General features: G+C 31.2%; 21 protein-coding genes and 9 pseudogenes. 22 read left to right on the top strand and 8 right to left on the bottom strand.

Annotated features, from left to right (window positions below):
• Positions 1-5: 5 nt before the first annotated feature.
• The 10 genes and pseudogenes from BCER98_RS11115 to BCER98_RS11070 all read left to right on the top strand — a co-directional run bounded on the left by BCER98_RS11115 (position 6) and on the right by BCER98_RS11070 (position 7,800).
• On the top strand, positions 6-458 hold the full coding sequence (locus BCER98_RS11115; protein WP_012094625.1) for a hypothetical protein: 453 nt from the start codon (positions 6-8) through the stop codon (positions 456-458).
• A 7-nt stretch (positions 459-465) separates the two neighbouring features.
• Positions 466-789 carry a YiiX/YebB-like N1pC/P60 family cysteine hydrolase gene (locus tag BCER98_RS11110; protein ID WP_012094624.1) on the top strand — a complete coding sequence of 108 codons (324 nt, stop codon included), beginning with the start codon at positions 466-468 and terminating at the stop codon, positions 787-789.
• Between the two features lie 365 nt (positions 790-1,154).
• A complete protein-coding gene (locus BCER98_RS11105; protein WP_012094623.1) occupies positions 1,155-1,901 on the top strand; it encodes an ABC transporter ATP-binding protein in 747 nt (248 codons plus the stop codon).
• 17 nt (positions 1,902-1,918) lie between these two features.
• Entirely contained in the window at positions 1,919-4,489 is a 2,571-nt protein-coding gene (locus BCER98_RS11100; RefSeq protein WP_012094622.1) for an FtsX-like permease family protein, read from the top strand.
• Positions 4,490-4,809: 320 nt separating this feature from the next.
• A pseudogene (locus BCER98_RS11095) lies at positions 4,810-5,001 on the top strand (WXG100 family type VII secretion target); the annotation flags it as partial.
• Positions 5,002-5,193: 192 nt separating this feature from the next.
• A complete protein-coding gene (locus tag BCER98_RS11090; RefSeq protein WP_012094620.1) occupies positions 5,194-5,469 on the top strand; it encodes a TIGR04197 family type VII secretion effector in 276 nt (91 codons plus the stop codon).
• Between the two features lie 40 nt (positions 5,470-5,509).
• Positions 5,510-5,872, top strand: coding sequence for a DUF3958 family protein (locus BCER98_RS11085; RefSeq protein ID WP_012094619.1), 363 nt, complete (start codon positions 5,510-5,512; stop codon positions 5,870-5,872).
• Positions 5,869-6,507, top strand: a pseudogene (locus tag BCER98_RS23490) (T7SS effector LXG polymorphic toxin); the annotation flags it as partial. The gene BCER98_RS11085 and the pseudogene BCER98_RS23490, both read left to right, overlap by 4 nt.
• A 652-nt stretch (positions 6,508-7,159) precedes the next feature.
• On the top strand, positions 7,160-7,351 hold the full coding sequence (locus BCER98_RS11075) for a hypothetical protein (protein WP_041809839.1): 192 nt from the start codon (positions 7,160-7,162) through the stop codon (positions 7,349-7,351).
• Positions 7,352-7,551: 200 nt separating this feature from the next.
• A complete protein-coding gene (locus BCER98_RS11070; protein ID WP_000771612.1) occupies positions 7,552-7,800 on the top strand; it encodes a DUF4176 domain-containing protein in 249 nt (82 codons plus the stop codon).
• A 20-nt stretch (positions 7,801-7,820) separates the two neighbouring features.
• On the opposite strand, the pseudogene BCER98_RS11065 reads toward BCER98_RS11070, so the two are convergent.
• Positions 7,821-8,180: pseudogene (locus tag BCER98_RS11065) on the bottom strand (tyrosine-type recombinase/integrase); the annotation flags it as partial.
• A 13-nt stretch (positions 8,181-8,193) separates the two neighbouring features.
• On the opposite strand from BCER98_RS11065, the pseudogene BCER98_RS11060 reads away from it, so the two are divergent.
• From BCER98_RS11060 to BCER98_RS11030, 6 genes and pseudogenes are all read left to right on the top strand, one after another.
• Positions 8,194-8,639, top strand: a pseudogene (locus tag BCER98_RS11060) (MerR family transcriptional regulator); the annotation flags it as partial.
• Positions 8,640-8,869: 230 nt separating this feature from the next.
• Entirely contained in the window at positions 8,870-9,166 is a 297-nt protein-coding gene (locus BCER98_RS11055) for a hypothetical protein (protein WP_012094614.1), read from the top strand.
• Complete coding sequence (locus BCER98_RS11050; protein ID WP_041809832.1) at positions 9,151-9,339, top strand: lactococcin 972 family bacteriocin; 189 nt, start codon at positions 9,151-9,153, stop codon at positions 9,337-9,339. Before BCER98_RS11055 ends, BCER98_RS11050 begins: the two co-directional genes overlap by 16 nt.
• A gap of 123 nt (positions 9,340-9,462) precedes the next feature.
• Positions 9,463-11,631 (top strand): DUF1430 domain-containing protein, encoded by a 2,169-nt coding sequence (locus BCER98_RS11045; protein WP_012094612.1) that lies wholly within the window; start codon positions 9,463-9,465, stop codon positions 11,629-11,631.
• Between the two features lie 4 nt (positions 11,632-11,635).
• Positions 11,636-12,253 (top strand): ATP-binding cassette domain-containing protein, encoded by a 618-nt coding sequence (locus BCER98_RS11040; protein ID WP_012094611.1) that lies wholly within the window; start codon positions 11,636-11,638, stop codon positions 12,251-12,253.
• Positions 12,254-12,288: 35 nt separating this feature from the next.
• Positions 12,289-13,430, top strand: a protein-coding gene (locus BCER98_RS11030) for an IS3-like element ISBce13 family transposase (protein WP_094396531.1) whose coding sequence is annotated in 2 segments (ribosomal slippage) — positions 12,289-12,520 and positions 12,520-13,430 — 1,143 coding nt in all. Because the reading frame shifts where the segments join, the coding sequence is not laid out codon by codon here.
• Positions 13,431-13,711: 281 nt separating this feature from the next.
• Here the strand turns inward: BCER98_RS11030 and BCER98_RS11025 are convergent.
• The 3 genes and pseudogenes from BCER98_RS11025 to BCER98_RS21140 form a co-directional block, all read right to left on the bottom strand.
• Positions 13,712-14,005: an ATP-binding protein gene (locus BCER98_RS11025; RefSeq protein WP_012094610.1), complete on the bottom strand. Its 294-nt coding sequence runs from the start codon at positions 14,003-14,005 to the stop codon at positions 13,712-13,714.
• Positions 13,980-14,435 (bottom strand): annotated as a pseudogene (locus BCER98_RS22545) (hypothetical protein); the annotation flags it as partial. The pseudogene BCER98_RS22545 and the gene BCER98_RS11025, both read right to left, overlap by 26 nt.
• 62 nt (positions 14,436-14,497) lie before the next feature.
• Positions 14,498-15,831, bottom strand: a pseudogene (locus tag BCER98_RS21140) (IS3 family transposase).
• A gap of 184 nt (positions 15,832-16,015) precedes the next feature.
• On the opposite strand from BCER98_RS21140, the pseudogene BCER98_RS21865 reads away from it, so the two are divergent.
• From BCER98_RS21865 to BCER98_RS10990, 6 genes and pseudogenes are all read left to right on the top strand, one after another.
• Positions 16,016-16,255 (top strand): annotated as a pseudogene (locus BCER98_RS21865) (DUF5065 family protein); the annotation flags it as partial.
• Positions 16,256-16,364: 109 nt separating this feature from the next.
• Positions 16,365-16,526 (top strand): hypothetical protein, encoded by a 162-nt coding sequence (locus BCER98_RS22540; RefSeq protein ID WP_157671236.1) that lies wholly within the window; start codon positions 16,365-16,367, stop codon positions 16,524-16,526.
• A 44-nt stretch (positions 16,527-16,570) separates the two neighbouring features.
• Positions 16,571-17,779 (top strand): annotated as a pseudogene (gene tnpC, locus BCER98_RS11000) (IS66 family transposase).
• A 745-nt stretch (positions 17,780-18,524) separates the two neighbouring features.
• On the top strand, positions 18,525-19,754 hold the full coding sequence (locus tag BCER98_RS10995) for an MFS transporter (protein ID WP_012094607.1): 1,230 nt from the start codon (positions 18,525-18,527) through the stop codon (positions 19,752-19,754).
• Positions 19,755-19,767: 13 nt separating this feature from the next.
• Positions 19,768-19,926, top strand: a complete 159-nt coding sequence (locus BCER98_RS22535; protein WP_157671235.1) for a hypothetical protein — start codon at positions 19,768-19,770, stop codon at positions 19,924-19,926.
• A gap of 129 nt (positions 19,927-20,055) precedes the next feature.
• Positions 20,056-20,958: a UDP binding domain-containing protein gene (locus BCER98_RS10990; RefSeq protein ID WP_012094606.1), complete on the top strand. Its 903-nt coding sequence runs from the start codon at positions 20,056-20,058 to the stop codon at positions 20,956-20,958.
• Positions 20,959-21,456: 498 nt separating this feature from the next.
• Here BCER98_RS10990 and BCER98_RS21125 read toward each other — a convergent pair whose 3' ends face one another.
• The 4 genes and pseudogenes from BCER98_RS21125 to BCER98_RS23080 form a co-directional block, all read right to left on the bottom strand.
• On the bottom strand, positions 21,457-22,074 hold the full coding sequence (locus tag BCER98_RS21125) for a transposase (RefSeq protein WP_012094605.1): 618 nt from the start codon (positions 22,072-22,074) through the stop codon (positions 21,457-21,459).
• A gap of 29 nt (positions 22,075-22,103) precedes the next feature.
• Positions 22,104-22,409 (bottom strand): transposase, encoded by a 306-nt coding sequence (locus tag BCER98_RS21120; protein ID WP_081428383.1) that lies wholly within the window; start codon positions 22,407-22,409, stop codon positions 22,104-22,106.
• A gap of 482 nt (positions 22,410-22,891) precedes the next feature.
• Positions 22,892-23,086: a helix-turn-helix transcriptional regulator gene (locus tag BCER98_RS10975; protein WP_012094602.1), complete on the bottom strand. Its 195-nt coding sequence runs from the start codon at positions 23,084-23,086 to the stop codon at positions 22,892-22,894.
• 33 nt (positions 23,087-23,119) lie between these two features.
• Positions 23,120-23,276, bottom strand: a pseudogene (locus tag BCER98_RS23080) (helix-turn-helix transcriptional regulator); the annotation flags it as partial.
• Positions 23,277-23,503 lie beyond the last annotated feature (227 nt).

Genomic DNA, 23,503 nt, shown 5'->3' with positions numbered 1-23,503 from the left:
GTTTTTTGTTAAATTATAGGAAGGTTTTAAGTGGTTTAGTAGCAGCTGGAATTTTATTTTCTGGTTTCACAAGTGCTGAAGCTTCTTCAGAAGGAGTAAATAATTTAAGTAATCAAGATAAGGAATTGTTAGAAAAAGCTTGGAAAGTCTCAGAGGAAACAGCCTTTAAACAAGAAAAAGAAGTTTTATCACAAATGAAAAAAGATGGTTATTCAATTAAAAACTCTCCAATTTTAAATCAAGAAGTAGAGAGATTAAAAGAAGAAAATCCAGAAAAACATGAATATCTTTCAAATCTTACTAAATCAAATAAAATTAATAATAAAGGATTAAAACAACAATCTTCTATTGCCAATACGAGTCCTTATTATGGTGATGCTTTAGGGTCAGCTGGAGATATTTTATTCAAATACTTGGGGATTTCAGCATGGTCATACAGCTATTGTAGATTGGGATAGAAGTTATATGATTGATGCTACTCCTACATATGGTGTTAAGAGAAGACCGAATAAATGGAGAAACTATAAAACTGAAGTAGCTTTAATTGTAAATGGTGCTAAAGGTGGCCAAACTACAAATACTGTGGATTTTGCACTTAGTAAAGAAGGATCACCATACACAATATGGACAACTAAATGGTCTGAAAGTGAATATTATTGTTCTAAGTTAGTTTGGCAAGCATGGAAAAAACAAGGATTTGATTTAGATTCTAATATTGGTGGTACTCGTGTTACAGATAAAGTGTTGCTAAATCAGTTTGTTTTAGCCAGTAGAAATACATATGTCTAATAAAACTACTGCTTATTATAGTACTTCGAATTAAAAAGAAATCGTTTACATGTTTATAAAAGGATTGCTTAATTTCTAATTAAGTAGTTGTAAACGCCAGAATAAATTTTACAGTTTTCGCTAATATGAACTTTACATTTTTATCCACATTTGTCGCCCACTTTATTTGGAGAAGCAGGTATGATAGCCTTGTAGAATCAGCCATGGTTCTTTTATTACTAAGGCTTCAAGGCTGTTTATCATACCTGTAGAGGCTCCATATCAAGTGGGCTATGCGTAATCTAATGTGTAAAAGGAAACTTAGCAGAAATTGTGAAATTCTCCTTGGCGTTTACAGTTATATCTAAGTAATATAGGGGGTTTTTATGGGAATTATAGAAGTTAAAAATTTAGAGAAATCATTTACTATTGAAAGGAAAATGATAAATATCTTGAAAGGGATAAACCTTGAAATAAAGCAAGGTGAATTCTTATGTATAATGGGTGCAAGTGGATCAGGTAAAACTACATTATTACAATTATTGGGAGGGATAGATGTACCAACTGCAGGGGTAATTCACATAGGGGATACAGAAATTTCAATGCTAAATGAAAAGGAATTGGCGTTATTCCGAAGAAGAAAGATTGGGTTTATTTTTCAGCAATTCAATCTTATACCGATATTTAATGCAGAAGAAAATGTTGCGCTTCCATTATTATTAGATGGTGTTAAACAACAAAAAGCAAATGAACAAGCAAAGAAGCTTTTAAAAATTGTTGGCTTAGAAGGGAAAGAAAGAAATCTACCCTCCCAACTTTCTGGAGGTCAACAACAACGAGTTGCAATTGCTAGGGCTTTTGCAAATAATCCAGAAATTATATTAGCGGATGAACCGACTGGTGCTTTAGATTCGGAAAATAGTAAAAATATAATTACCGTACTTAGGGATGCTTGTGATGATTTAAATCAAACAGCTGTGGTAGTAACACATGATCCTTTTGTAGCAGCTCATGCAGATAGAGTAGTTTTCCTATTAGATGGTGCAATAATTCATGAATATAGAGAGACTAAAGAAAATATTCATGAAAAAGTTAAACGTATTCAAGAAATTATGAACAAATATTTTCAGTAGGATAGGAGGTTCTGTAAATGTGGACTTTTAAATATGCGTTAAAGTCAATAAAAGAAAATCATTTAAGAACAATACTCATTATCCTTGGTACGGCTTTAGGTGTAATGTTGGCCACCATGTTGTTACTTGGAAATAAATCTGTAGAAGAAACTGTAAAGCAGCAAGTTATTAATAACTATGGTGACTATAACTTTCAATTTGGTTATCTAAAGAATGATAAGTATTTGGATGATGAAGAAGTAAATAAAATAAAAAAACTTGTAAGTTTGAAAACTGTATCGAAGGTATTGATCCCATATGTAATACCTAATAACCCAGAAATCTCAAATCAGCCATCATATTGGGGAGTTGAGCAAAATTCACCTGAAATTCGTTCTTATAAGATTGTTCAAGGTAGGTACCCAGAAAAAGGAGCTGAAGTTGCACTTACAAAGTCTTATATAGAAAAAAACAACCTTAAACTAGGTGAAGAAATCAAAATGCCCTTCCCACCTTTTAATGAAAAAACAGTGAAAATAGTTGGAATTCTTAATCCACCTACAATGGCTGCAATGAAGCAAACTGCATTTTTTCCTATTAAATGGCTGCAAGATGAATTAAATTTGAAAAAAAAATATAATTTAGTGCAAGTTAAAACAGTCAATGCTAGTGAAGAAAAATCTTTAGTTTCTGAAATCAAAAGTGTGCTGGGCGATGTGAAAATTGATCAGCGTGTATATGTAGAGAAAGCCTTTGATCGTTTAAATGTAATGAAACCTTTAATCTGGGGGGGAGGTGGTGTTGCATTATTTGTAGTAGCTCTTTTAGTCATGGGAAGCTTTTTCTTGTCTGTACGTGATCGATTTAAACAATGGGCTTTATTACGTGCTCTTGGTAGTGGATCTACACAAATCATTGGTGTAGTAATAATTGAATCGTTAATAATCGGAAGTATAGGTTCTTTAGTAGGAGTTTTATCTGGAACTTTATTTTACCGTTTGGCTGCTGGACTTATTAATAGATGGATAGGTGTGGGAAGTGTTGATAACGAAATTTTTATAATCCCATGGAATCTATTAATTTTGACTTTAATTTTGGGGATTATTATGTCTATAGTAGGATCAATTATTCCAGCGATGTCAATAAGAAAAGTTCCTCCTGTACAAGCTTTTAGACCTGGATTTCTTTCTGCCGAAGAAAAAGAGAAAAAAATAAGTATAATTAGCTTCTTTATAGCGATATTGGGTATTGCTATTGGAGTAAGTGCAAGTTTCACAGAGAAGTTTTTCAAAATAAATATTAGTCCTATAGGTACATTTTTATTTGTGGTAGGTTTATTATTTTCCATACCATTTATTATTCGAGTTATGGCACCTATAATCACGAAACCGTTCCAAATTTTCTTTCGTATAGAAACCTCTATAAGTAGCCGAAATGTAATTCGTAATCGACAAAAAGCAGCAATATCGGTTGCAATAATATCATTTGGATTTATGTTAGCCTTAGTAGGGAGTATGTATATGAATTCAATGAAGGAAGGTATGAAACAAGGGATAAAGGAAAGTATGCCTTCAGACTTAGTTATTCGTATTCCAATGTTAATGCGTGGGAATGAATATATTCCTTTTGAATGGTTAGAAAAAGTTAAGCAGATAGAAGGTGTGAAAGATGTTGTTGCTATAGCGACGGATACTCAATCTCAATTAGTTGATTACGATTTTAAAAAGTCTGATCCTGAATGGTATGACTATATGCGTAAACAAAATATTGATTTTAAAAATATAGAGGTTTCTGGGGTAGATCTGGTTGAATTTAGTAAGATTAAAAAAATAAAAGTAGTATCAGGGAAAAGTTTACAGGAACCTTTAAAAAATGGTGAGGGAATTATTTCAAAGAAAACAGCTGATTATTTAGGAATAAAATTGAATGATAAAATTAAAATTCAATCGCAAAATCATAAGCCACAATTTATTAAGATTACGTCAATATTAGAAAAAAATTTACAAATGAATACAAGGGCAGTATTAGTTAATGAAGAATGGGGAAAAAAGAATTTTCATATAAAAGGTTATGAATCTATAGAAATAATGATAGATCCTCATAAAAATATTAATAGTATAGAACAGAAGATTAATCGAGTTATAAAAAATGGAGCCAATATAGAACTTATTAATAGTACAGATTTATTAAGAGAGCAACAAACGTTGTTAAATCAAATGTTACTATTAATTCAGCTATTGGTTGGTATTATTTTTATAATTTCCGGGATTGGTTTGATGAATGCAATTATAGCAAGTATATACGAACGTCGTGCTGAAATTAGTATGATTCGAGCAGTTGGTGCAATTCCAGGACAAATGAAAAAAATTATTTGGTTAGAAGGGACTTTTTTAGGGCTAATAGCGAGTGTTATTGGGGTGCTAGGAGGAATAATATTTAGCTATATTGTCTTGCCTAGTTTGGATTTAAGTGTGATAGATATTCCTTATGTACAAATAGTATTTTTAGTCGTAATTAGTATATTATTGGGGACATGTGCAGGATTAATTGCTTCTTATCAACTTAAAAAATTTAAATTACAGGATACATTAAAGGAGCTATCCTCTTAATTTAAAAGTATAGTATACATTTATAATACAGTTTATTCAATTGGTATGATGATTGGGCCAATAGCTAGCAGTACTATAACAGATGCATTTGGATTAACAATATCCTACATGACAATAGCCGCTATTGTTCTACTATACATGATATTTTTAACTACAACTTCGCGATTTCAATCTTGATATAATTGTATATGAGTTCTCTAGTGAATAAAAAATTTAATCTAATCTATTAAGCTTGTATATGCTAAACATTAATAGCCCAAAAAGTTTTGGATAAGTAATAATTTATGAGATTAAATAAATATAAAACTAAGATTCTAATCTTACAGAATGAATTAAGAGGAGAATGGGAAGGCCGTGCTTTTGAAGGTTTTGACCAACAGTTTAATCAATTAAAACCAAAAGTACAGAATTTCGCACAGTTATTACAAGACATTAATATGCAGCTTAATAAAACTGCAGAAGCTGTTGCTTCTCATGATGAAGAATTATCACGTAATTTTGGTTTGAAATAAAAAACGTTCTATTCTATATAACAAGAACTTAGAATGAGCCATACAACTTATATTGTATGGCTCATTTGATTGCGTGCTTAGTTTTTAGATTGGATAGGTATTTAAAAAAGGTGATATTGATAAGTAAAGTTCATTTATTTTATTGAAATTCCCTGGATATGTTTGGAGAAATTATAGGAAGGGTTTGAAAGAATGGGACAATTTCAAAGTAATTTACAAACAACAACTCAAATTGCTACGAAAATGAGATCAGCTTCTGACAGGATTCAAGGTGTAACAAGTCGTTCTATAACAAAGGCGACACGTACAACATTATCTGTTAATTTCAAAGCACAAGAAGCGAATCAACAAGTTTTAGATTTGACGAGACAATTTCTTGCTGCCTTTCAACAATCGATTAATAATATTCACTCGGTAGCTAACGAGTTTGAGAGAATAGATAATGAACTTCATAATACTGTTCGCTAATGTGACCATCTGATAAAAGTAAAAGGGTAGGTGGAAAAAGATGAGTCAAGATATTGAAAAACAAATTAATCAATTGAATCAAAAATTACAAAGTGTATTCGAAGAACAGGATCGAAATCAATTTGCAATTCAAACTCAGGAACATGTGGAACGAGATTTTTATGAATGGAAAAATAGAAGTAATCGTTTATTTAATCGAATTTTAGAAACTTGGCATCGTGATAAAGAATTATCTTATTTTTTTATGAATATGCGTCAAGAAGCACAACACATTGAGCGAAAACTTACATTTGAATTGGAAAACCAAAAAGAAACATTGTTTAAAGAGAAACGAGATCTTAGGGATTTAGAAAATGATTTTTCTTATCAGAAACAAAAATTAGTAAAGGAGACCAATTCATGAGTTTAAATATGTATTTGGGAGAAGTACAAAACCAAACTCAAAGTATGAATGCTGTATGTACTGCTACCATTCAAGGTATGGAACAAGCGATCCAGTCGATTGACGCTTTTGCAATCGATACGGTTTTACAAGGACAAACATATAGTAGTGCAAAATCATTTTTTGTACAAACCTTTCGTCCTTTAGCGCAAGGTATTATTTAATTATGTGAAGAACTAATCCGCCAAAATAATACCTTTCCAAGTCAATTTCAATCAAAGGTAGCTTCAACTGATGTCATCGAACAAGAGTTACGAGAACAAATTCAAGAAATTGATCGAATGAAAGTAAATATGGAGGCCATGAGTCAAGCTATGCCAATCTCGGGTATGGAAGCTATGGCGAATCTTTTTATTGCTATGAGGCAAAAACTGCAAGAAAAGCTAGATCATCTATATGAATTTAATCAAACATCTAGCAATAACTATAGTACAGCAATTCAATTAGCAACTAGTATTGCGCAAGGCCTTGTGGAAGTTCAAAGTGGAAAAGGTTTTAATGCCGTTAGCGGCATATTTGATACGCAAGTGTTGAACATGGGATGGGCAATATCTATTCAAAAAATTACAGAAACGAAAACTCGTGAAGCTAATAAAATAGCACAGGCAGGAACTAAAAAAGATGATAAGGATAACATTAAATATTTTACAGGTGAAGCAGAATGGAAAGATGGAGATCGTGTTGGAGGAGTTTTAGAAGGTTCTGTGATTGATGGTAAGGAGCCTCTTGGTAATAACAGCGAGTTGAACATGAAAGGTTTATCTGGAAAAATAGATGTAAATGTACCTTTTTCTGTTGATGCTGCTAAAGATGATTTAGTGGCTGGAAATATTATTGGAGCAAAAATAGAGGGATCTGCTTTAGAAAACTCCTTTAAAATAACAAAAATAAAGGTTCCAATTACTACTTTTATTGGGCCCATTGGACCTATTAGGTTTACTCCGCAAGAGTTAACCCTTACTCAAAAGTTTGGCGAAGCAAACTTTACAACAGGTGTGGATCAATATACATTAAAAATTGCATCGGAACTTACTGCTAACAAATATGAAACAGAGTTAAATCTTTTTCATATCCCAGATTTCGTTCCATTTATAGGAGACTATGATGTAATAGCAAAAGGGGAATTAGGATTAGGTACATTCGGTTATAAAGTAAAGCTTGGAGCTGAAACCGGGGGATACTTTGGGGAAGAGTTTGGCCTTGGAGGATTTATCAAATTTGAAAAAACAAAGAAAGAGGAAAGCTGATATGCAAGCATTTAAAGTTGGAAAATTAGTCACATTCGTTGCAATTATAATACTTCTTGTAGTTGCTATTTTATCTCCTTACAGTGTATTTAAAAAGATTTATTTTATTATTGGGGTTCTTATTATTGGTGCAATTTCACTTGGTGCAAATAAGTTTTTTGAATTGGTACATAGTAAATTTAACAAGAAATGATATTACCTATGTGATAGGGGAATTCAAAATATGAATAAATTGTTGGGGTACTTATTCCCCTTGTAGTAATATGGAATTTACCTGAAGCTTCTTCAAAAGAAAAAATCCTTTTTACAGTCATTCAATTATCTATTGGATTTGCTTTTATAATTATTTTAGAATTTATATTCAGATATAAAAAGAAAAAGGAGAGCAAATAAATGAAACTATTACCTATTGGCTCAGTTGTTAAACTAGAAGGTGTAGAACCAATCATTATGATTATCGGAAGAATGGTTATTTCAGCAGATAAACGTGATTTTGACTATGTAGGTGTTCCTTATCCAGTTGGTTATTTAGGTGATGAAAAAGTATTATGCTTTAATTGCGATAAGATTGTAGAAGAATTACACAGAGGTTACATGACTGAAAATGAATTGATATTACGTGAGAAATTGTTGGAAATATAGTTTCTTTATTACAAATTGAATTAAATACAAAATGTATCTAGTACACTATCTTTCGCTTCTTTATTGATTCCGATATAAGTCAATGTGATTTGTGGTGTACTGTGATTAAGTATTTTTTGCAACATAGCAACATCTCCGGCTTTTTGCAATTGTCGATAAGCCTGGATCTTACTAATGGGTTTGTCTCCTTTTCGAGAAGGAAATAACCAGGTATTATCTAGAGTTTGAGCATAAGAGTATACTTCATCAAAAATGGAAGTAAGGTTAATCATGCGTTCTTTCTTTGTTTTTCCTTCTTTGATTTTGAATTCTTTTCTCTTTTTCCGTTTTAATTTTATTATGGTTTGTGTTTCGAGTTGGAGTAGATCACTCACGCGTAATGTTTAGTGCAAAATGTATACACCGAAAATTGTTGCAGATTGTTTAGGGGTGGCTCCCGATTTATTAAAAGTATGGTCAAATGAATTTAATATACAAACAGAGCGAAGTCAGGGAGGGCACCGCAGGTATTCTAAGAAAAATATAGAGGAATTAAAAGCAATTAAAGAAAAAATACAGGGACAAAAATGATCTTATGATTAAGTTCGATCATAGCGAAATGGAGAACTTGATTTATTTGTTTCAAAAGAAGAAAAGTCGGAATTAGAAAAGAAATTGGATAAAGTATTAGAAAATCAGGAATTGCAAAATCAATTCAATCAAGCACTCGTTCAAAACTACACGAAATTACGAATGAATTGGTTACCACAAAAGAGCATTTAGCTAATAAGGAGAAAAAGTTAACGGAAGTAGAAGGTAAAAACAGCGAATTAGAAATTTTTATAGAGGTTTCCCTAAAAATGTAAGGGTTTCCTTTTCTTTTTAGTTATATTATAATTATTTACAAATTATTAAAAAATTTTAAAATTATGAAGTTCTAAACGTATTATATGGATTTTTTGTTATTTATTATTCGAATTTTTAAAGTTAATTTTATTTTAATCTATTATTCTGTAAAGTAAACTTTTTACTTTAATTGTAATATATGTTAATTTTAGTTTTATACTAGTTAAAACTAGTAAAATATTTTATGAATGGAGAGATTTTATGTCGCGTAATGGTTTTATGTAAGGGGATTTTATCTTTAGGATTATGTGGTGCTGTGTTAGTTTCACCTGCAACAAGTTTTGCGGCGGAGGAAAACACATCAACTGGGCCACAAATGATTTATACTGAACATGGTTTTACAAATGTTGAATTTGGAGCACAGCCTGTTCTTAATGGAGCTCAAAAAGCACAAACACAGCGTGCAAGTTTTGGGGCAGGTACATGTCTTAATGTAGATGGTGGAAAATGGTGTAAGGTCAAAAAATGGGTTGGAGACTAGATTTAGCTCAATTCTCTGATTATGAACATAGCTCTCGAGTACATAAAGCAACAGCTATAGCAAATGGGGAGTATGATTATAGTGGATGGAAAAATCCAGGGAAACCAGCTAATGCTCTAACATCATATTATAAGGAATTAAATACTTATAGATCATATTATGATGTTCAATAGTTTATTTGTAATTTAATTAAATAGCAGATAAAGGGAGTATAAAAATTCTTGGTTTATAATGTCTTTTTGCTCCCTTTTTTATTGATTTAGTAATTATCATTAATTTAAAGAAAGAGAGTATATATGAAAAGATTTTTATTTCTTTTATACATAGTTGTTTTTTCTTTTTCATCTTTTATATATTTTGATTTGCTTTCTAGTAAACAAGAAGATTCAATGAAAAAGGCAGGAAAAGAAGATAGTTTTGTTGTGACTATTAATGAAAATTCTTTAAAAATTGATTCAGAGAAGTTTTTATCATTATTATTTAAGGTTTCTGATGATTATAATGCAAATGTATTCAAATCTGTTTATTCGGAAAAAAAATCAGTGGAATATGTTTATTTTGCACATGATACAGATTCTTATTTTGAAAATTTCTTACTGTTAGATGGAGTATTTCCAGATAATAAATCTGATGAATTTAATATTTCTACATCAAAAGGTAAGGGTGTAACAGGAGAAATATTTTCTTATAAGGAAGACAATAATTTTAGTATTAAACCATTAAAAATGTTTCCAAAAGATAAGTCAGTGGCTGGAGATTATATAGTTTCTTTAAACGATAATAGTAAAATTGATCTTTTTATAGATAGATTACAGAGAGATTTAGGCATGAAAATTAATTATTTTAGTTATGAGTATAATTCTGTTATTGATACATCATTTTGGTTAAAAATCATTCCTATTATCTTGTTGTATGTTTTATCGTTATTTATGATTATTTATTATTATTTTTTAGAGTATAAAAACTCTGCTATTAGATTGTTAAATGGTTATGGACCTTTAGATATTTGGAAAAGATATTTTCTACAAATATTTAAATTGTATTTTTTAGCTTTAATTATTTCTACTACAGTTGTTATGATTTTTATAACAATGAAAAATTCATTGTTTAGTTTATATTGGTTTAAGATAATGATTGATTACTTGTTTTATCAATTTATAATCGGAATGATAGTTTGTTTTATTATGTCACTTCTTTTTATAAGAGTTGGAAAAATTTCAATTTCTGCAAGTATAAAAAACAAAAAGCCTTTAAAACAAATACAAATTGTAAATAGTTTGGTAAAAGTGATTTTTTCAGTGATTATATTATATTTACTTTTTGTTTCTTATAGTGCTTTTTCGGATTCCTATCGATATTATTATAAAAACGCAAACGAATGGGAACAAATGAAATCATATGGAGTTATGCCAACTAAAGCTCCTTTACCAAGTGGTGATGATCCTAAAGCTATTCTTGAAATGTTTGATAAAAAATATAAATTATTTAAGTATACAAATGACAGAGGTGCAATCTTAGCTCGATTTTCTGATGCTTACAGGGCAAAACAGATGGGAATGGAAGTTGAAGGTGTTTCTGTTTATGAAGAAAAAACAATACTTATTAATAATAATTATTTGAAATTAAATCCAATATATGGGTTAGATGATAAGTTAATTGATATTAAAGAAGATGGTGATAGACTTACGGTTTTAGTTCCAGAGAAGTATAAAAAAGATGAGCAAGAATTAAGAAGATATTTTGAAGAAGAATATTATCTTCAAAAATATAAAGTCAAAAATACTTTTTTAAAAGATGCCGGTAAAAAGCTTCCTGATAAAGAGGATATAGTAATAAATATAATTTGGATAAAGAATAATCAATCGTATTTTTCTTTTTCTAATGATATCGCGTCAGATACCAATAATCGTTTTTATGATGGTATTGCGATGATATTAACTAATGCAAATGGTAATGAAGCTGCATGGTATGATACAGTTGTTGGAAATAATGGCTATTTTATAAAGTTATTAGATAAAGAAATACCATATAATAATATTAAGGATCAGATTGAAAATTTAGGATTACAAGAATTTTATCCAGTATTATATAATGCCTACGATCGTATTGAAGGTATAATTCAAATACATGTAGAAAGAGCATATCAGTTTTTAGTTGTTTTATTTGTTGCTTTGTTGGGTTATTTGTTTATAAGTATGTTTACAACATTAAATTATTTAGAACAGTATAAATTGAAACATACTATTAAGATAATACATGGTTATTCTTATTTTAAAAGACATAAATTATATTTGATGTTTACTAATTTCGTTTGGTTTGTTTCAATGTTGATTTTATGTATATTAGAGAAGTTTGATTTTATATATCTTGTTTTCTGTATCCTTCTTTTAGAAAATTTATTTATCTATTTATTGATTAAGAAAAGTGAACAAAAGAAAATGGTACAAGTTATAAAAGAGGGGTGAGTACATGAAAAAAGAAATAGAAATTAAATTAGAGAACATCATGAAAAAGTATGGGGATCAATATATTTTTAAAGATTTTAATGTTAGTATTTATAATAATGAGTTCGTTGGGATTATGGGGAAAAGTGGTACAGGGAAATCTACATTACTTAATATAATTGGGTTATTAGATGAACCGGATAATGGTAAAGTTATTATTCAAGGAGATAATAATCCTTATAAGAATAGAAAAAAATTTTTTAGAGATAATTTAGGTTATATATTTCAAAATTATGCTTTAATGGATACTGAAACAGTTGATGTGAATTTAGAAGTTGCACTTGAATTTCAGAAGATCTCTAAAAAAGAGAAAAAGATTTTAATGGAAGATGCATTAAAACAAGTTGGGTTATCTTGTTCTTTAAAAACTAAAGTTTATACTTTAAGTGGTGGTGAACAACAAAGACTTGCATTAGCTAGAATTTTATTGAAAAAATGTGATATTATTTTGGCTGATGAGCCTACAGGATCTCTTGATAGAGAGAATCGTGATCAAGTAATTGAAGTGTTAAAGAAGCTTCATAATGAAGGAAAAACTATTATTGTTGGAGTTAGTATAGTCATATGGACACAACTTAGTTAAGTCCTTACAATGGATTTCAAGGAGGAAGTGTCCGTATGGCAAACAAGAACTTTAATGAAGAATTTAAAAAGATGGTTGTTGAATTATATCATTCAGACCAATCTGTGAAAGAATTAAGCAGCGAGTATGGTGTATCAGAAGTAACGATTTATAAATGGATTAAAAAATATTCTCCTATCACAACGATTGATGAGGAAGAAATGACTCCAGAAGATCTAAAACGAATGCAAAAAGAAATGCTTCGCCTGAAAGAGGAGAATGAGATATTAAAAAAGGCTATGGCCATATTCGCGAAAAAATAAACGATACAGAATTACATCAATTTATCGATTGTCAAAAAGAAACACACTCTGTTCGTACAATGTGTCAAACACTTGGAATAGCGAGAAGTTCGTATTACCAATCTCAGCACAAAACAGAGTCAAAGCGTAGTCGTGAAAATGAAGAGTTAACCAAACAAATTATACAAATTCATCAAGATAGTGGAGGGCGTTACGGTGCACCGAAAATTCATCAAACCCTATTGGAACAAGGGTTTCAAGTAAGTGTAAAGCGTGTGCAACGACTCATGAAAAAAGAAAATATTCGCTCCATCATCTTAAAGAAATATAAACCACATTCATCAAAATCAACTATAGAAGAACGAATAAATCTACTAGAACAGGACTTCTCTACAACGACAATTAATGAAAAGTGGGTGGCGGATATTACTTATATTTACACGCAAAAAGATGGCTGGTGTTACCTTGCATCAGTGATGGATTTGCATTCTAAGAAAATTATTGGATATTCATTTTCACGAAATATGACAACGAACCTTGTGGTAAAAGCTTTAGAAAACGCTTACCATACACAAAGACCACAAAAAGGGCTCATTTTACATACTGATTTAGGAACACAATATACAAGTCAGGAATTTCAAACTTTACTCGCGAATTATAAAATAAAGCCTTCTTTCAGTAAAAAAGGTTGTCCATACGATAACGCTTGTATTGAGTCATTTCACGCCATTTTAAAGAAAGAAGAAGTATATCGTACAAAATATGTCTCATTTGAAGAAGCAAATCTAGCACTATTTCAATACATTGAGGGATTTTATAATCGTAAGCGAATCCATAGTAGCATCGGTTATAAAACTCCTCAAACAATAGAAGATCTGGCTATAAAAGTAGCTTAGATTTAACTTTTTTGTGTCCAAAATATTGACTCAAATCCATGTTGTTACTCATGATATTGATTTGCAAAATTCATTTTCTAGAATAATTAATTTGGGATAGTATTAGTTTTTTTAATAAATAGTTAAAAAATCGATATATTTTTAGCTGTTTACTTTTTGTTTAGAGGTAGCATCGGGATTTTTCGAATTTATAACGTTAAGGTGAAAATCTTTGTATCAATGGGGGTTATTCTATTCGTTGTAAATCAGCTTTTTGGGGAGGATACCCCATCGCTATCAAGCTAAGCCCATACAACGTCAAATAGAGTAGTGGTTGTTTTTTTTTTCTCTAGGAAACCTAAGTTAGCGAGTTCTCGTACATAGGTATCATTAATAGAAGGTTGAAAGGCGAAATCAAATTCTTCTAATGTAGAGATGCGCGGGAACTTTGCTAACGATATTTTCCGATTCATGGATCGATCTGTTTTGGATAGTGTTTCAGCTTCTATCAGCCTTGCGAGAAATCTAATATAGCTCATTTTTGTTTTTGCTGCTTTCTCAGCTTCTTCTTCAAAGATGGTACCAATTTCCCTCAAATGTAGCTCTTTTAATTGTTTTGTTAATCGCTCCAACTGTTCGTTGATATGTAACAGCTTGTTGAAGTACCACATCAATGATTGTATCTTCATAGTAATATCTTAATTCCCAAATCTTTTGAAAACGATAAGCGTGATTTGTCTTTACTTCTTGTTGTAGAAGCTCTACATAATCGTTACCTGACGGAAATGTTTCGAGAAATAATTCACGTAATTTTGGTAATGATTTTGGAAGTTTATTATTCATCCCTTCATAGTGTTCTTGCTTATAAATTGTACTCCCTTTTTGATTCGATATCGTGTGTTCGTCAATCCATTTACCATTTTCGTTATACAGTTTAAGAATGTGACCATGGCTAGGAAGAATCCAAATCTGTTTTCCGGCGTATAGATGTGGCACACTGTATTTCACTCCTTTATATGAAAGAAGGAAATCCCAGCTCTGAACTGTACCCTATAAAATGGACAGTTTCATAAAAAGACCTTTAAAAATCAAGCACTTAAAAGATGGTTCCGGTATTGTACCGGAGCCATTTTTTTGAGTGTCCATTGATAACGATCATGATTATTCTCTTGCATATACTTGTCTATTACTTCTTGAAGAGATTGGAATGTTTGACAACACTTATCATTTCATTCATCCTTCATATGACCGAAAAAAGATTCCATTGGAGCGTTATCTAAGCAGGTTCCTCTACGTGACATAGATTGTCTGAGTCCCATTTCTTTTACTCGCTTTTGGTATTCCGGATGAGTGTAATGAACACCTTGATCAGAATGAAGCAGGGCTTCTGGATGAATGGTGCCTCCTAATCTCACTTTCCATTTTTCGAGTGTGTGATAGACGATCTCCATTTGTAAAGAGGGAGAGACGTGATAAGCTAAAATCTCTCGCGTCTTACAATCTTTTACACACGATCAATATGCTTTTTTCCCTTTCCCATAAAATAAATACGTCATATCGGTTACCATCTTTTGTTCCGGTTCTCCCTGATGAAATTGGCGGTTCAACAGGTTCGGACAGGTCTTATGTTCTTGTGTCGCTTTTGCGATTTGTTTATAAGGATTCGCCCGGCGAATCTTCGTTACGAGATGATCCTTGTGCATAATACGGTAAATACGCTTGAGATTCATACAAATCCCCTTTGTATTTTCTAATTCCATTTTGATAAAACGAGCACCGCATTTTTTCTCTTTTCGGTAAAAAATTTCTTGAATCAGTTCGTAATCTTTTTCGTCATTCCGTTCTCTCTCCATATGCTGATCTGTTTGGCGAAGCCAAGCGTAATATCCACTACGACTCACGCCCGCGAGTTCGCAAAAATAACGCACCATACGAGGAAATCGGAAGCGACGAATCGTTTGTTCAATGAGTGTATAGGCTTCACGAGGTGTTAAAATCGCTTCTTCTGTAACGCCTGCCTTTCGAGTTCGTCTAACTTTTTTAAGAATTCCAGTTCTGCCTCCAGAAACGCAATACGAGCTTCTGCTTTCTTTAGCTTGTCAGCAGAAGAGAGTTGTTTGGAAGAAGGGCGCCCCGTACTTCCTTTTCCGCGACGCTCTGTATAAAATCCTTCCTCCCCAAATTGTTCATATGTTTTTCTCCAACGCTTTAAACATTGGTTTGGTTTCTTTTCACCGATCATCTCTAAATCGAACCCATTTTCTAAGAAAATTTGATTGGGTCCTTTTCCTTGTTGATTTTCTTTCACAGCTCTTACTTTAAAATCTGGGCAATAGCGAATCGAACGTTCTGATACTTTTACCACATTTTTATTCTTTTCTAGTTGTTTCCTTTGTCGTTCATTAAAAATCATTTTACTCATGTTCCGTACCTCACTTCTATCGTTGTATCCATTATAACGAGATTTGCTTATAAAGATACACAAAAACCCCGAATCATGGGCTTTTTTTAGTGTCCATGATTCGGGGTACAGTTCAAATATAGAAAAGAATCGTCTTTTTTATGGGGAAATATTCCTTAACGTACAATTTTCTGTTTTCGGTCGTGTGACCCCTTATACAGGTGATAAAGATATAGGTATTGTAAAGATATATCAATTAAATGAAGATGAAAAAGAAGTAGTAAATATGTAAAGATATAAAACAATTTATGATTCTGGTACGGATCATAATTATGATAGATTTGTAACGTCTATTACATCAATTTATAAGCCAGGATCACATATAGCTGTTATGAAACTTGGGGAGAATTATTATTATGGTGGTAGCTTTAGAATTAAAAAATAAGTAACTACTCAGCCTCCCTTGCATTTTTTGAAAATAAATCTCTATACCACGTTTGATTCTTTGATTACTAGTTAACACTTTAAATATCAAATCAAGGGAGGTGAAGTGTATGAACTACAAACAATTTTTAGAAGTTTACAATCAAGGACCTGAAGAACTATACCGTCTATTCAAAGCACATAAAAAAACAATTGAATCCCTTCAGGCGCAACTTCAAGTTGTTTCGAATCGTGTTTTGGCTCTTGAATTTCACGCTAAAAAAACTCTATAAATAGCCATAAACCACCTTCATCTGATGGACTACGTAAACCGAAAGTGAAAAGTTTACGTGAAACAACAGATCGTAAGACAGGTGGTCAACCTGGTCATAAAGGTCATACACTTCATTATTCTTCAAATCCGGATTACGTAATCAGACATTATGTGACGACTTGTGAATGTTGTGGGAAATCGTTAGAACATGCGCTTGTTATTCAAGTGAAAACACGCCAAGTTTTTGATATTCCACCTATTCAACTAGAAGTGACGCAACATGAAACGGAAGTAAAAAAGTGTAGAAAGTGCGGTACGAAAACGAAATCTGTATTTCCTGAAGAAGTGCAACATCATGTACAATACGGTGTAAATGTACAAAGTATGGTCATGTATATGATGTACTATCAACTTGTTCCTTTTGCTCGAACAAAAGAGTTTTTTCATCACTTTTTTAATCTGTCTATTAGCGAAGGAACGCTTTGGAATATGAATCGAAAATTTGGAACGTATTTAACGAAAACCTTTGAGACGCAAGCTAGAAACGTGCTGATCCAAGCACCTGTTATCCATTTTGATGAAACAGGGTTACGAAGTAACAGAAAAACACAATGGTTACATACATTGAGCACGGATCACGTTACGTTACAGTATGTTTATGAAAAACGTGGCACAGATGCGATAAACGAAATCGATGTCTTACCGAAATTCCAAGGCATTGCCGTTCATGATTGCTTGGCATCGTATTTTGTGTATGAACATTGTGAACACGCTGTATGCAATGCCCATTTACTTCGTGATTTAAAAGCGATTCACGAACAAACAAAGCAAACATGGACACAGGAGATGACAGAAATACTCATCTTGGCAAAACAAGAAAGAGAACGTCAAAACACATCTCTGAATCCCATGGCTGTCGCGTGGATGGAGGATACCTATACTGCTATTCTTGAGAAAGGGTATAGGGAAAATGCTACAATGGCGAATCATGATGCAGAAAAATGATTAAATCGACTCTCAAAGCGTCAAGATTCCATATTACTATTTGTAGAAAATCCAAACGTTCCATTCGACAATAATTTAGCTGAGCGGGACTTACGAATGGTAAAGGTTAAACAAAAAGTCTCGGGTACGTTCCGGAGTGAGACAGGTGCACAAAATTTCGCACTGGCACGAAGCTTTTTAAGTACACTAAAGAAGCAAAAAAAGAACTTGTTTGCATCCATAAAACAAGTAATGAAAACAGGAAAAATAGAATTATTCGAAACATAGCTTGAGAGGTAATTTTTGATATAATTACCTCTCTTTGTATTGATTTTGGGTAGGGGCTGAGTAGTTACAAATTTTAAGTGATAAATTATTAATAGAGAGAGTGAAAAAATTGTTTGTTTACGATGTTAACAGATTTGAAAGCGTGGATAAGCCCTAGAAAAATATTATTAGATGAACCTAGTTTTAGAAAATAGTCAGATTAAAATCCAGAAATATCTAATATATCAATAAGTTCAAACAGGAATCATGTGCAAATGCAATGGTTTTAATTATTAATTTGCTAATAATTATTAAAGTGGCAATAAAATACAAAAAATAAAAATATTGAAATTTTTTGTATTAAGTGTATTATTGGTGGTGTTATAATTAATAATAAATTGAATATTTATATGATTCAAAAAATAAAAAATCAGCGGTAAAAAATTCTGTATATACATTGGGATCGAGCTATATAATGTTAAATCGTATCTTCTTCACAGAGTAAAGCTACTGATAAATCAAATCTACGGAATTCGCAATGAATTGGAAAGTAATTTAATACGTAACCTTTTTTATAATTCAAAACTAATCCATTAAACATTTGGAAATCATATACTAAATTAGTTTGAAAACATATATAGCTGATTAAGACTCTCACAGAGTATCTTTGTCTACCATTCTTTATATAGCATTAAAGGTATAATCGACTAGTTAATTTTTATTTAATGATAGGTTGTTAAAACTATGTAGTAATGGAGGTTACCATATGGGTCTAATCAAGGACTCCAAATATATAAAAGATTTATCTACTTATTTTATGTACATGATTTTTTCAAATTTAAGATTTACTAGACCGATATTTTTAATATTTATCCTAGATAAGGGGATTAGTTTATTTGAATTCAGTATATTACAAATCATCTACTTTTCGAGCAGGATTTTAAGCAATGTGCCAAGTGGCATTTTAGCGGATTTACTAAGGAAAAGGAATGTAATCAGTATGGGCTTACTAATGAGTAGTTGTTCATTCCTACTCTTATTTATAAGTACATACTTGGATATGTCTAATTATTTCTATTTTTTCATCATTGCATTCATTCTTGATGGTATAGGCTCAGCTTTTTGCAGTGGTGCAGATCAGGCTATGGTGTATGAACATTTAAAAGAAAAAGGCGTGGAAAAACATTATGTAAAAATATTTGGAATTAAAGAAGCGTTAGTGGCTACTGCGTTAGGTTTATCAGCTTTTATTGGTGGATTTGCAGCTGCATCTTATTTAAGTTTACCTTTTTTAATGCAATCAATTGCAGGTATTGTAGCTACTTTGGCCGTTTTGAGATTTAAAGAAAGTGTACAAGAAGTCAAAGTTACAAAAAATCCTTCTATGATAAATAAATTGCAATCAGGATATAGAGTAGTAAAGAAACTTCCATATATACAATTTTTAATTTTATTTATGGCGATTATCTCTTCGAGTACAAATTCTGTCATCATGTTTACGCAAAGTCGTTTTGCAGAATTAGAATTATCTAACTCGACTATAGGAACTATTTATCTAGGTAGTACAATTATTAGTGTAATTATTTCTCTAAATGTTAATTTAGTCATGAAATTCAAATTAAATACCATTGCAACATTGGTTATGGGAATATTTTTTGTCGGAGGAATATTCATCATATCCTCTAATATCATTTTGGCAATCATAGGGTATTATCTGATCTATGTCACAATTGATATTTTAGAGCCCCCTTTATTTTTTACGATAAATGAATTGGTACAAGAAAATGTTAGAGCAACTGTACTCTCTTTCTTTTCAACAGTTTTAAGTATCATTTCGTTAATTATGTTTTTAATTTATGGCTTAACAGGAGACATAGGTGGTTATGAAAACTTAATCATCTTAATGCTTGTTATTCATATCCCATTATTTGCTTTTGTTTTCTATTATTATAAAAAAGAGCTACTAACTACTAATAAAGTAGATAAGTATATATAAAAGGAGAGTATTTATGAAAAGTACTGATTTATTTAAAGAAACAGTAACAAGCAGAATTGAAATTGGATTTTCAAATCTAGAGGAAAATTGGAGTTCTGCAGAAGCAATATATACTCCAGAGGGAAATCTAGAAATCTTGGGTCATTCCAGTCATGCAGCCTTGGGAGTCTGATTACATGGGAATGTTAGCAAAGATAGTCACTAAAAATGCAGGGAATATACTAGAGGTAGGATTTGGATTAGGAATATCGGCCTCAAAAATACAATCGTATGATATAAATAGTCATAAGATGCATATGTTGTGCAAAACTATTTTGATATTGATCAGAAAGTTAATGTATTAAAAAAAGATATAAACAATTTAATTGTTTGTGATCCAATCACTAGTTTATTGACTAAAGATATAAATACTGAATTAAACCAAATAATTTTTAATTTTTCGGGGCTAGAAACGCCGTTTATGAAAAATATGGATGATTTGTTATTATATCCGAAAACGATTTTCGAAAATGCTTATGAAGCTTTGAATGAATCGAAGTTTGATAGGATAATTGTTACAGGTAATGATAAAGTCATGACATACTTAAAAAAAGAATATGGAAACAAATTTAGAGGAGAGTTTAAACATTTAAGTCATGAAGAATTTTTGATAGAGTTACAAAATTCGAAAATGTTAGTTTCAAGTCCAGGATTAACTGCTACATATGAAGCGATGGCATATAATGTACCAGTAAGATTTCTACCACCACAAAATTATAGTCAAGCTCTCATGAAATCTCGAAAATATTTTGATAGTTTCAAAGGATTAAATGTAGCAATACTGGGACTAACCTTCAAACCTGATACTGACGATTTAAGAGAAGCACCTTCCCTAGCAAATATTCCAATAATGCTTAAAGAGGGTGCAAATGTTAATGTATGGGATCTTGTTGGTATTGAGAATTTTAAGAAAATATATCCTGATGAAATAACCTATAGTACCTCCATTGAAGATACTATCAAGAATGCAGATATATGTTTTATCTTCACAGAATGGTATGAAATTAAAGAGTTTGATATTTCGAAATATAGTGAATTAATGAAAACTCCAATCGTTCTCGACGGGAGAAACTGCTATGATTTGAAGGGTGTGAGAAAAACAAAAATAATTTATGATTCAATAGGAAGAGAAACAGTTTCTAATTTAAATTTGCTAGGAGTATAGTATAAATTATATAATTTGCAAAAAAAATTTTATTGTCGCTTTTAAATAAAGTCACAATGCTTTGAAAAAAGATGCGATAAAATATTTTTACGATTTAAAAATATTTTAACTTTATTATAAAACAACCTACATCATAGCTAATAGGTATTTAGTATATGGATTGTTGAGGAATTCCATTATATTTTTCATGTTGTAAACCTCCATTGCATTGATAGTCTTAGTTTATATAGTATCGCAAATGTAATGAGTAACGGTCATTATAATGTGAAGAAAGGTACTTAATTGACTGATAACTAAACAAAATAATAGATTGTTTAGTGCAAAATGAAAGTGGTTCTTACGCAGATTTGGTGAAATCTCATATAACGTTGTTACCGTATAAAATTTTATTCTTTCAAAATAATAAATCCGAGTTTATATAACATGCGCTTTTGCAATATAGCTAAACCAGCTCGTCCATACAACATTCGTTTGATTTCAAGCGATTTACCTGTCCTTCTAACACGCCATTACTATAGGGAAGAAGAAAGGCATGCTTAACGACTTGTAAATCGTTGCGTAAATGACGGTATATGGATAAAAGGGTTGTTCTTTATGGGAAAGTTGTTTTCTTAGCCATTGCAAAAATCCTTCATAATCAGATTGTTTTATCATTGCACGATACTCTTGTATGACTTCATAAACAGTTTGGAGATTAGGATATTTTTCGAAGCAACGCTCTAAATCTCTTCTTTCTGAGGTGTTCAGATGATTGGGATGAATCCAAAACCATCTGGCAAGACGTTTTCTAGCTATTTGATAGGTAGGAGATGGGTGATTAGCACGTTTCTGTTTGCACCTTATCCCTTCAACAAGTGTGCGCACAGCCGAAAAGGTACCGTTATACCCCTTCTTACGGATAAGTGGATCAATCGTTTTAAGTGTTTTTCCCTCTTTTTCAAGACGAATAATAGATTCATGACACCCTTGGGCTGGACTGATGCGCCAACGATTGGTAGTAGGTGGAGTCATCATTTTCATGTATTTTTTAATCATTCTCCAATTTAAATGATATTCTTTCGTTAGGGAATTGATAGATTTCCCGGAGCGATGGGCTTTCTTTATTTCTTGAATCAAGTCCCACTTTCGTTTCTGGCGTATGAGTTTTATTTTTCTGTTTTTGTTAACGCTGTTTCAATGGAAATAGATGAAGTTTCATTCCAAGTAATAGTAGAAGGAACGGCTGACAAGAGGAACGTATCTAAATGTTTCCTAGCATTTTTAATAAAATACCAGCGATCATATACTTGAAGAATAGAAGAACTTGCGTCAGAAATTCCTTGACGAAAACTTGTAAAACCATCGCAACTCACGACTTGAATGTGAGGAGGTTGTTTCAACCATTCCGCTAGTGTTTCAGGTGAACGATTCGGTAATAGCGCTAATGGTCTATGATGACGTAGATCACAAATAAGTGTCCCATACTGGACTTAACCAAGAGATAGGGTACATCATGGTTTACTCCTTTTCTTTTATTATATCAATGTAGTACACAAAAGAGCAATTCACCAAAAGTCCGTAAGAACCACTTTGGTATTGCAAAAAACATCGGATTGATTATTAAAACTAAAACCAATATTACTAAAAATAAACTTATTGTGTTCATGTTAATAACTATACTATTAAGTAACATTTCACTGATAATGTTACTTTTTATTATTTCATCTTCCTATTATAATAAAATCTTCCCCACCAAAATATTGCATTCCCAATAATTAAAATTCCAAATGCTATACTCAATTTTCCATGTTTAATAAAATCATATAAAGACCAAATAAGTAAAGATAAAGAATAAAAAATAAGAGTAGGTCTCGATGATTTCATATTTTGATACATTTCCATTTCATCAGGTCTTTTTAACATGTATATTCAAACCTTTCTATACTATAATTTTTTATTTATTAAAAACAAATAACTCATCCACTTTTACATTAAGATAATTAGCTATTGAAAAAGCTAAAACTAAAGAAGGATCATACTTATTATTTTCAATAGCATTAATTGTTTGTCTAGAAACATTACACAAATTAGCTAATTCATCTTGAGATATTTTTTGTACCTTTCTTAATGACTTAATATTATTCTCCACATTTTCACTCCTCCTACTATATAAATGTAAAATATTTTTTACATTTCTTCTTAATATTGGATAAACAGTTCCTTCAGATATGACAATTTTACTCGATATTTTTTGACTAATGCATATCCATATTCATCCCTTTTATTTATTATCAATAAGACTATTAACTCAAGTATCCTTTTTTAAACTGAGCATGCATACTTTATCACCAGCATTTTTAATTAAGAATAATCGTAATATTCTAATAATAGTTTATAGTTAAACGAGGAATAAGTCAATAATTCCCTTTTAAGTAAAAAAACGAATCATTTTTGTTTTTTACTTAAAAGAGAATTATAAGGAACATATAACAAATCTTTGAACATTAGACATGCTAATACTCGTACTGAAAAAAAGAGCGTGAGGGGTATGGAAAATCAAAACTTA

The sequence above is a fragment of the Bacillus cytotoxicus NVH 391-98 genome (assembly GCF_000017425.1).
Lineage (GTDB): Bacteria > Bacillota > Bacilli > Bacillales > Bacillaceae_G > Bacillus_A > Bacillus_A cytotoxicus.
The sequence above is the reverse complement of the archived record's forward strand: the minus strand, read 5'-3'. Positions and strand labels throughout refer to the sequence as shown.

Bases quoted from the DNA above. Each gene is read 5' to 3' on its own strand.
- BCER98_RS11100 (WP_012094622.1), top strand. From the start codon at position 1,919: ATGTGGACTTTTAAATATGCGTTAAAGTCAATAAAAGAAAATCATTTA.
- BCER98_RS22540 (WP_157671236.1), top strand. From the start codon at position 16,365: ATGAACTACAAACAATTTTTAGAAGTTTACAATCAAGGACCTGAAGAA.
- BCER98_RS11045 (WP_012094612.1), top strand. From the start codon at position 9,463: ATGAAAAGATTTTTATTTCTTTTATACATAGTTGTTTTTTCTTTTTCA.
- BCER98_RS11105 (WP_012094623.1), top strand. From the start codon at position 1,155: ATGGGAATTATAGAAGTTAAAAATTTAGAGAAATCATTTACTATTGAA.
- BCER98_RS10995 (WP_012094607.1), top strand. From the start codon at position 18,525: ATGGGTCTAATCAAGGACTCCAAATATATAAAAGATTTATCTACTTAT.
- BCER98_RS11085 (WP_012094619.1), top strand. From the start codon at position 5,510: ATGAGTCAAGATATTGAAAAACAAATTAATCAATTGAATCAAAAATTA.
- BCER98_RS11070 (WP_000771612.1), top strand. From the start codon at position 7,552: ATGAAACTATTACCTATTGGCTCAGTTGTTAAACTAGAAGGTGTAGAA.
- BCER98_RS22535 (WP_157671235.1), top strand. From the start codon at position 19,768: ATGAAAAGTACTGATTTATTTAAAGAAACAGTAACAAGCAGAATTGAA.
- BCER98_RS11055 (WP_012094614.1), top strand. From the start codon at position 8,870: ATGAATGGAGAGATTTTATGTCGCGTAATGGTTTTATGTAAGGGGATT.
- BCER98_RS11050 (WP_041809832.1), top strand. From the start codon at position 9,151: ATGGGTTGGAGACTAGATTTAGCTCAATTCTCTGATTATGAACATAGC.
- BCER98_RS11110 (WP_012094624.1), top strand. From the start codon at position 466: ATGATTGATGCTACTCCTACATATGGTGTTAAGAGAAGACCGAATAAA.
- BCER98_RS11075 (WP_041809839.1), top strand. From the start codon at position 7,160: ATGCAAGCATTTAAAGTTGGAAAATTAGTCACATTCGTTGCAATTATA.
- BCER98_RS11040 (WP_012094611.1), top strand. From the start codon at position 11,636: ATGAAAAAAGAAATAGAAATTAAATTAGAGAACATCATGAAAAAGTAT.
- BCER98_RS11090 (WP_012094620.1), top strand. From the start codon at position 5,194: ATGGGACAATTTCAAAGTAATTTACAAACAACAACTCAAATTGCTACG.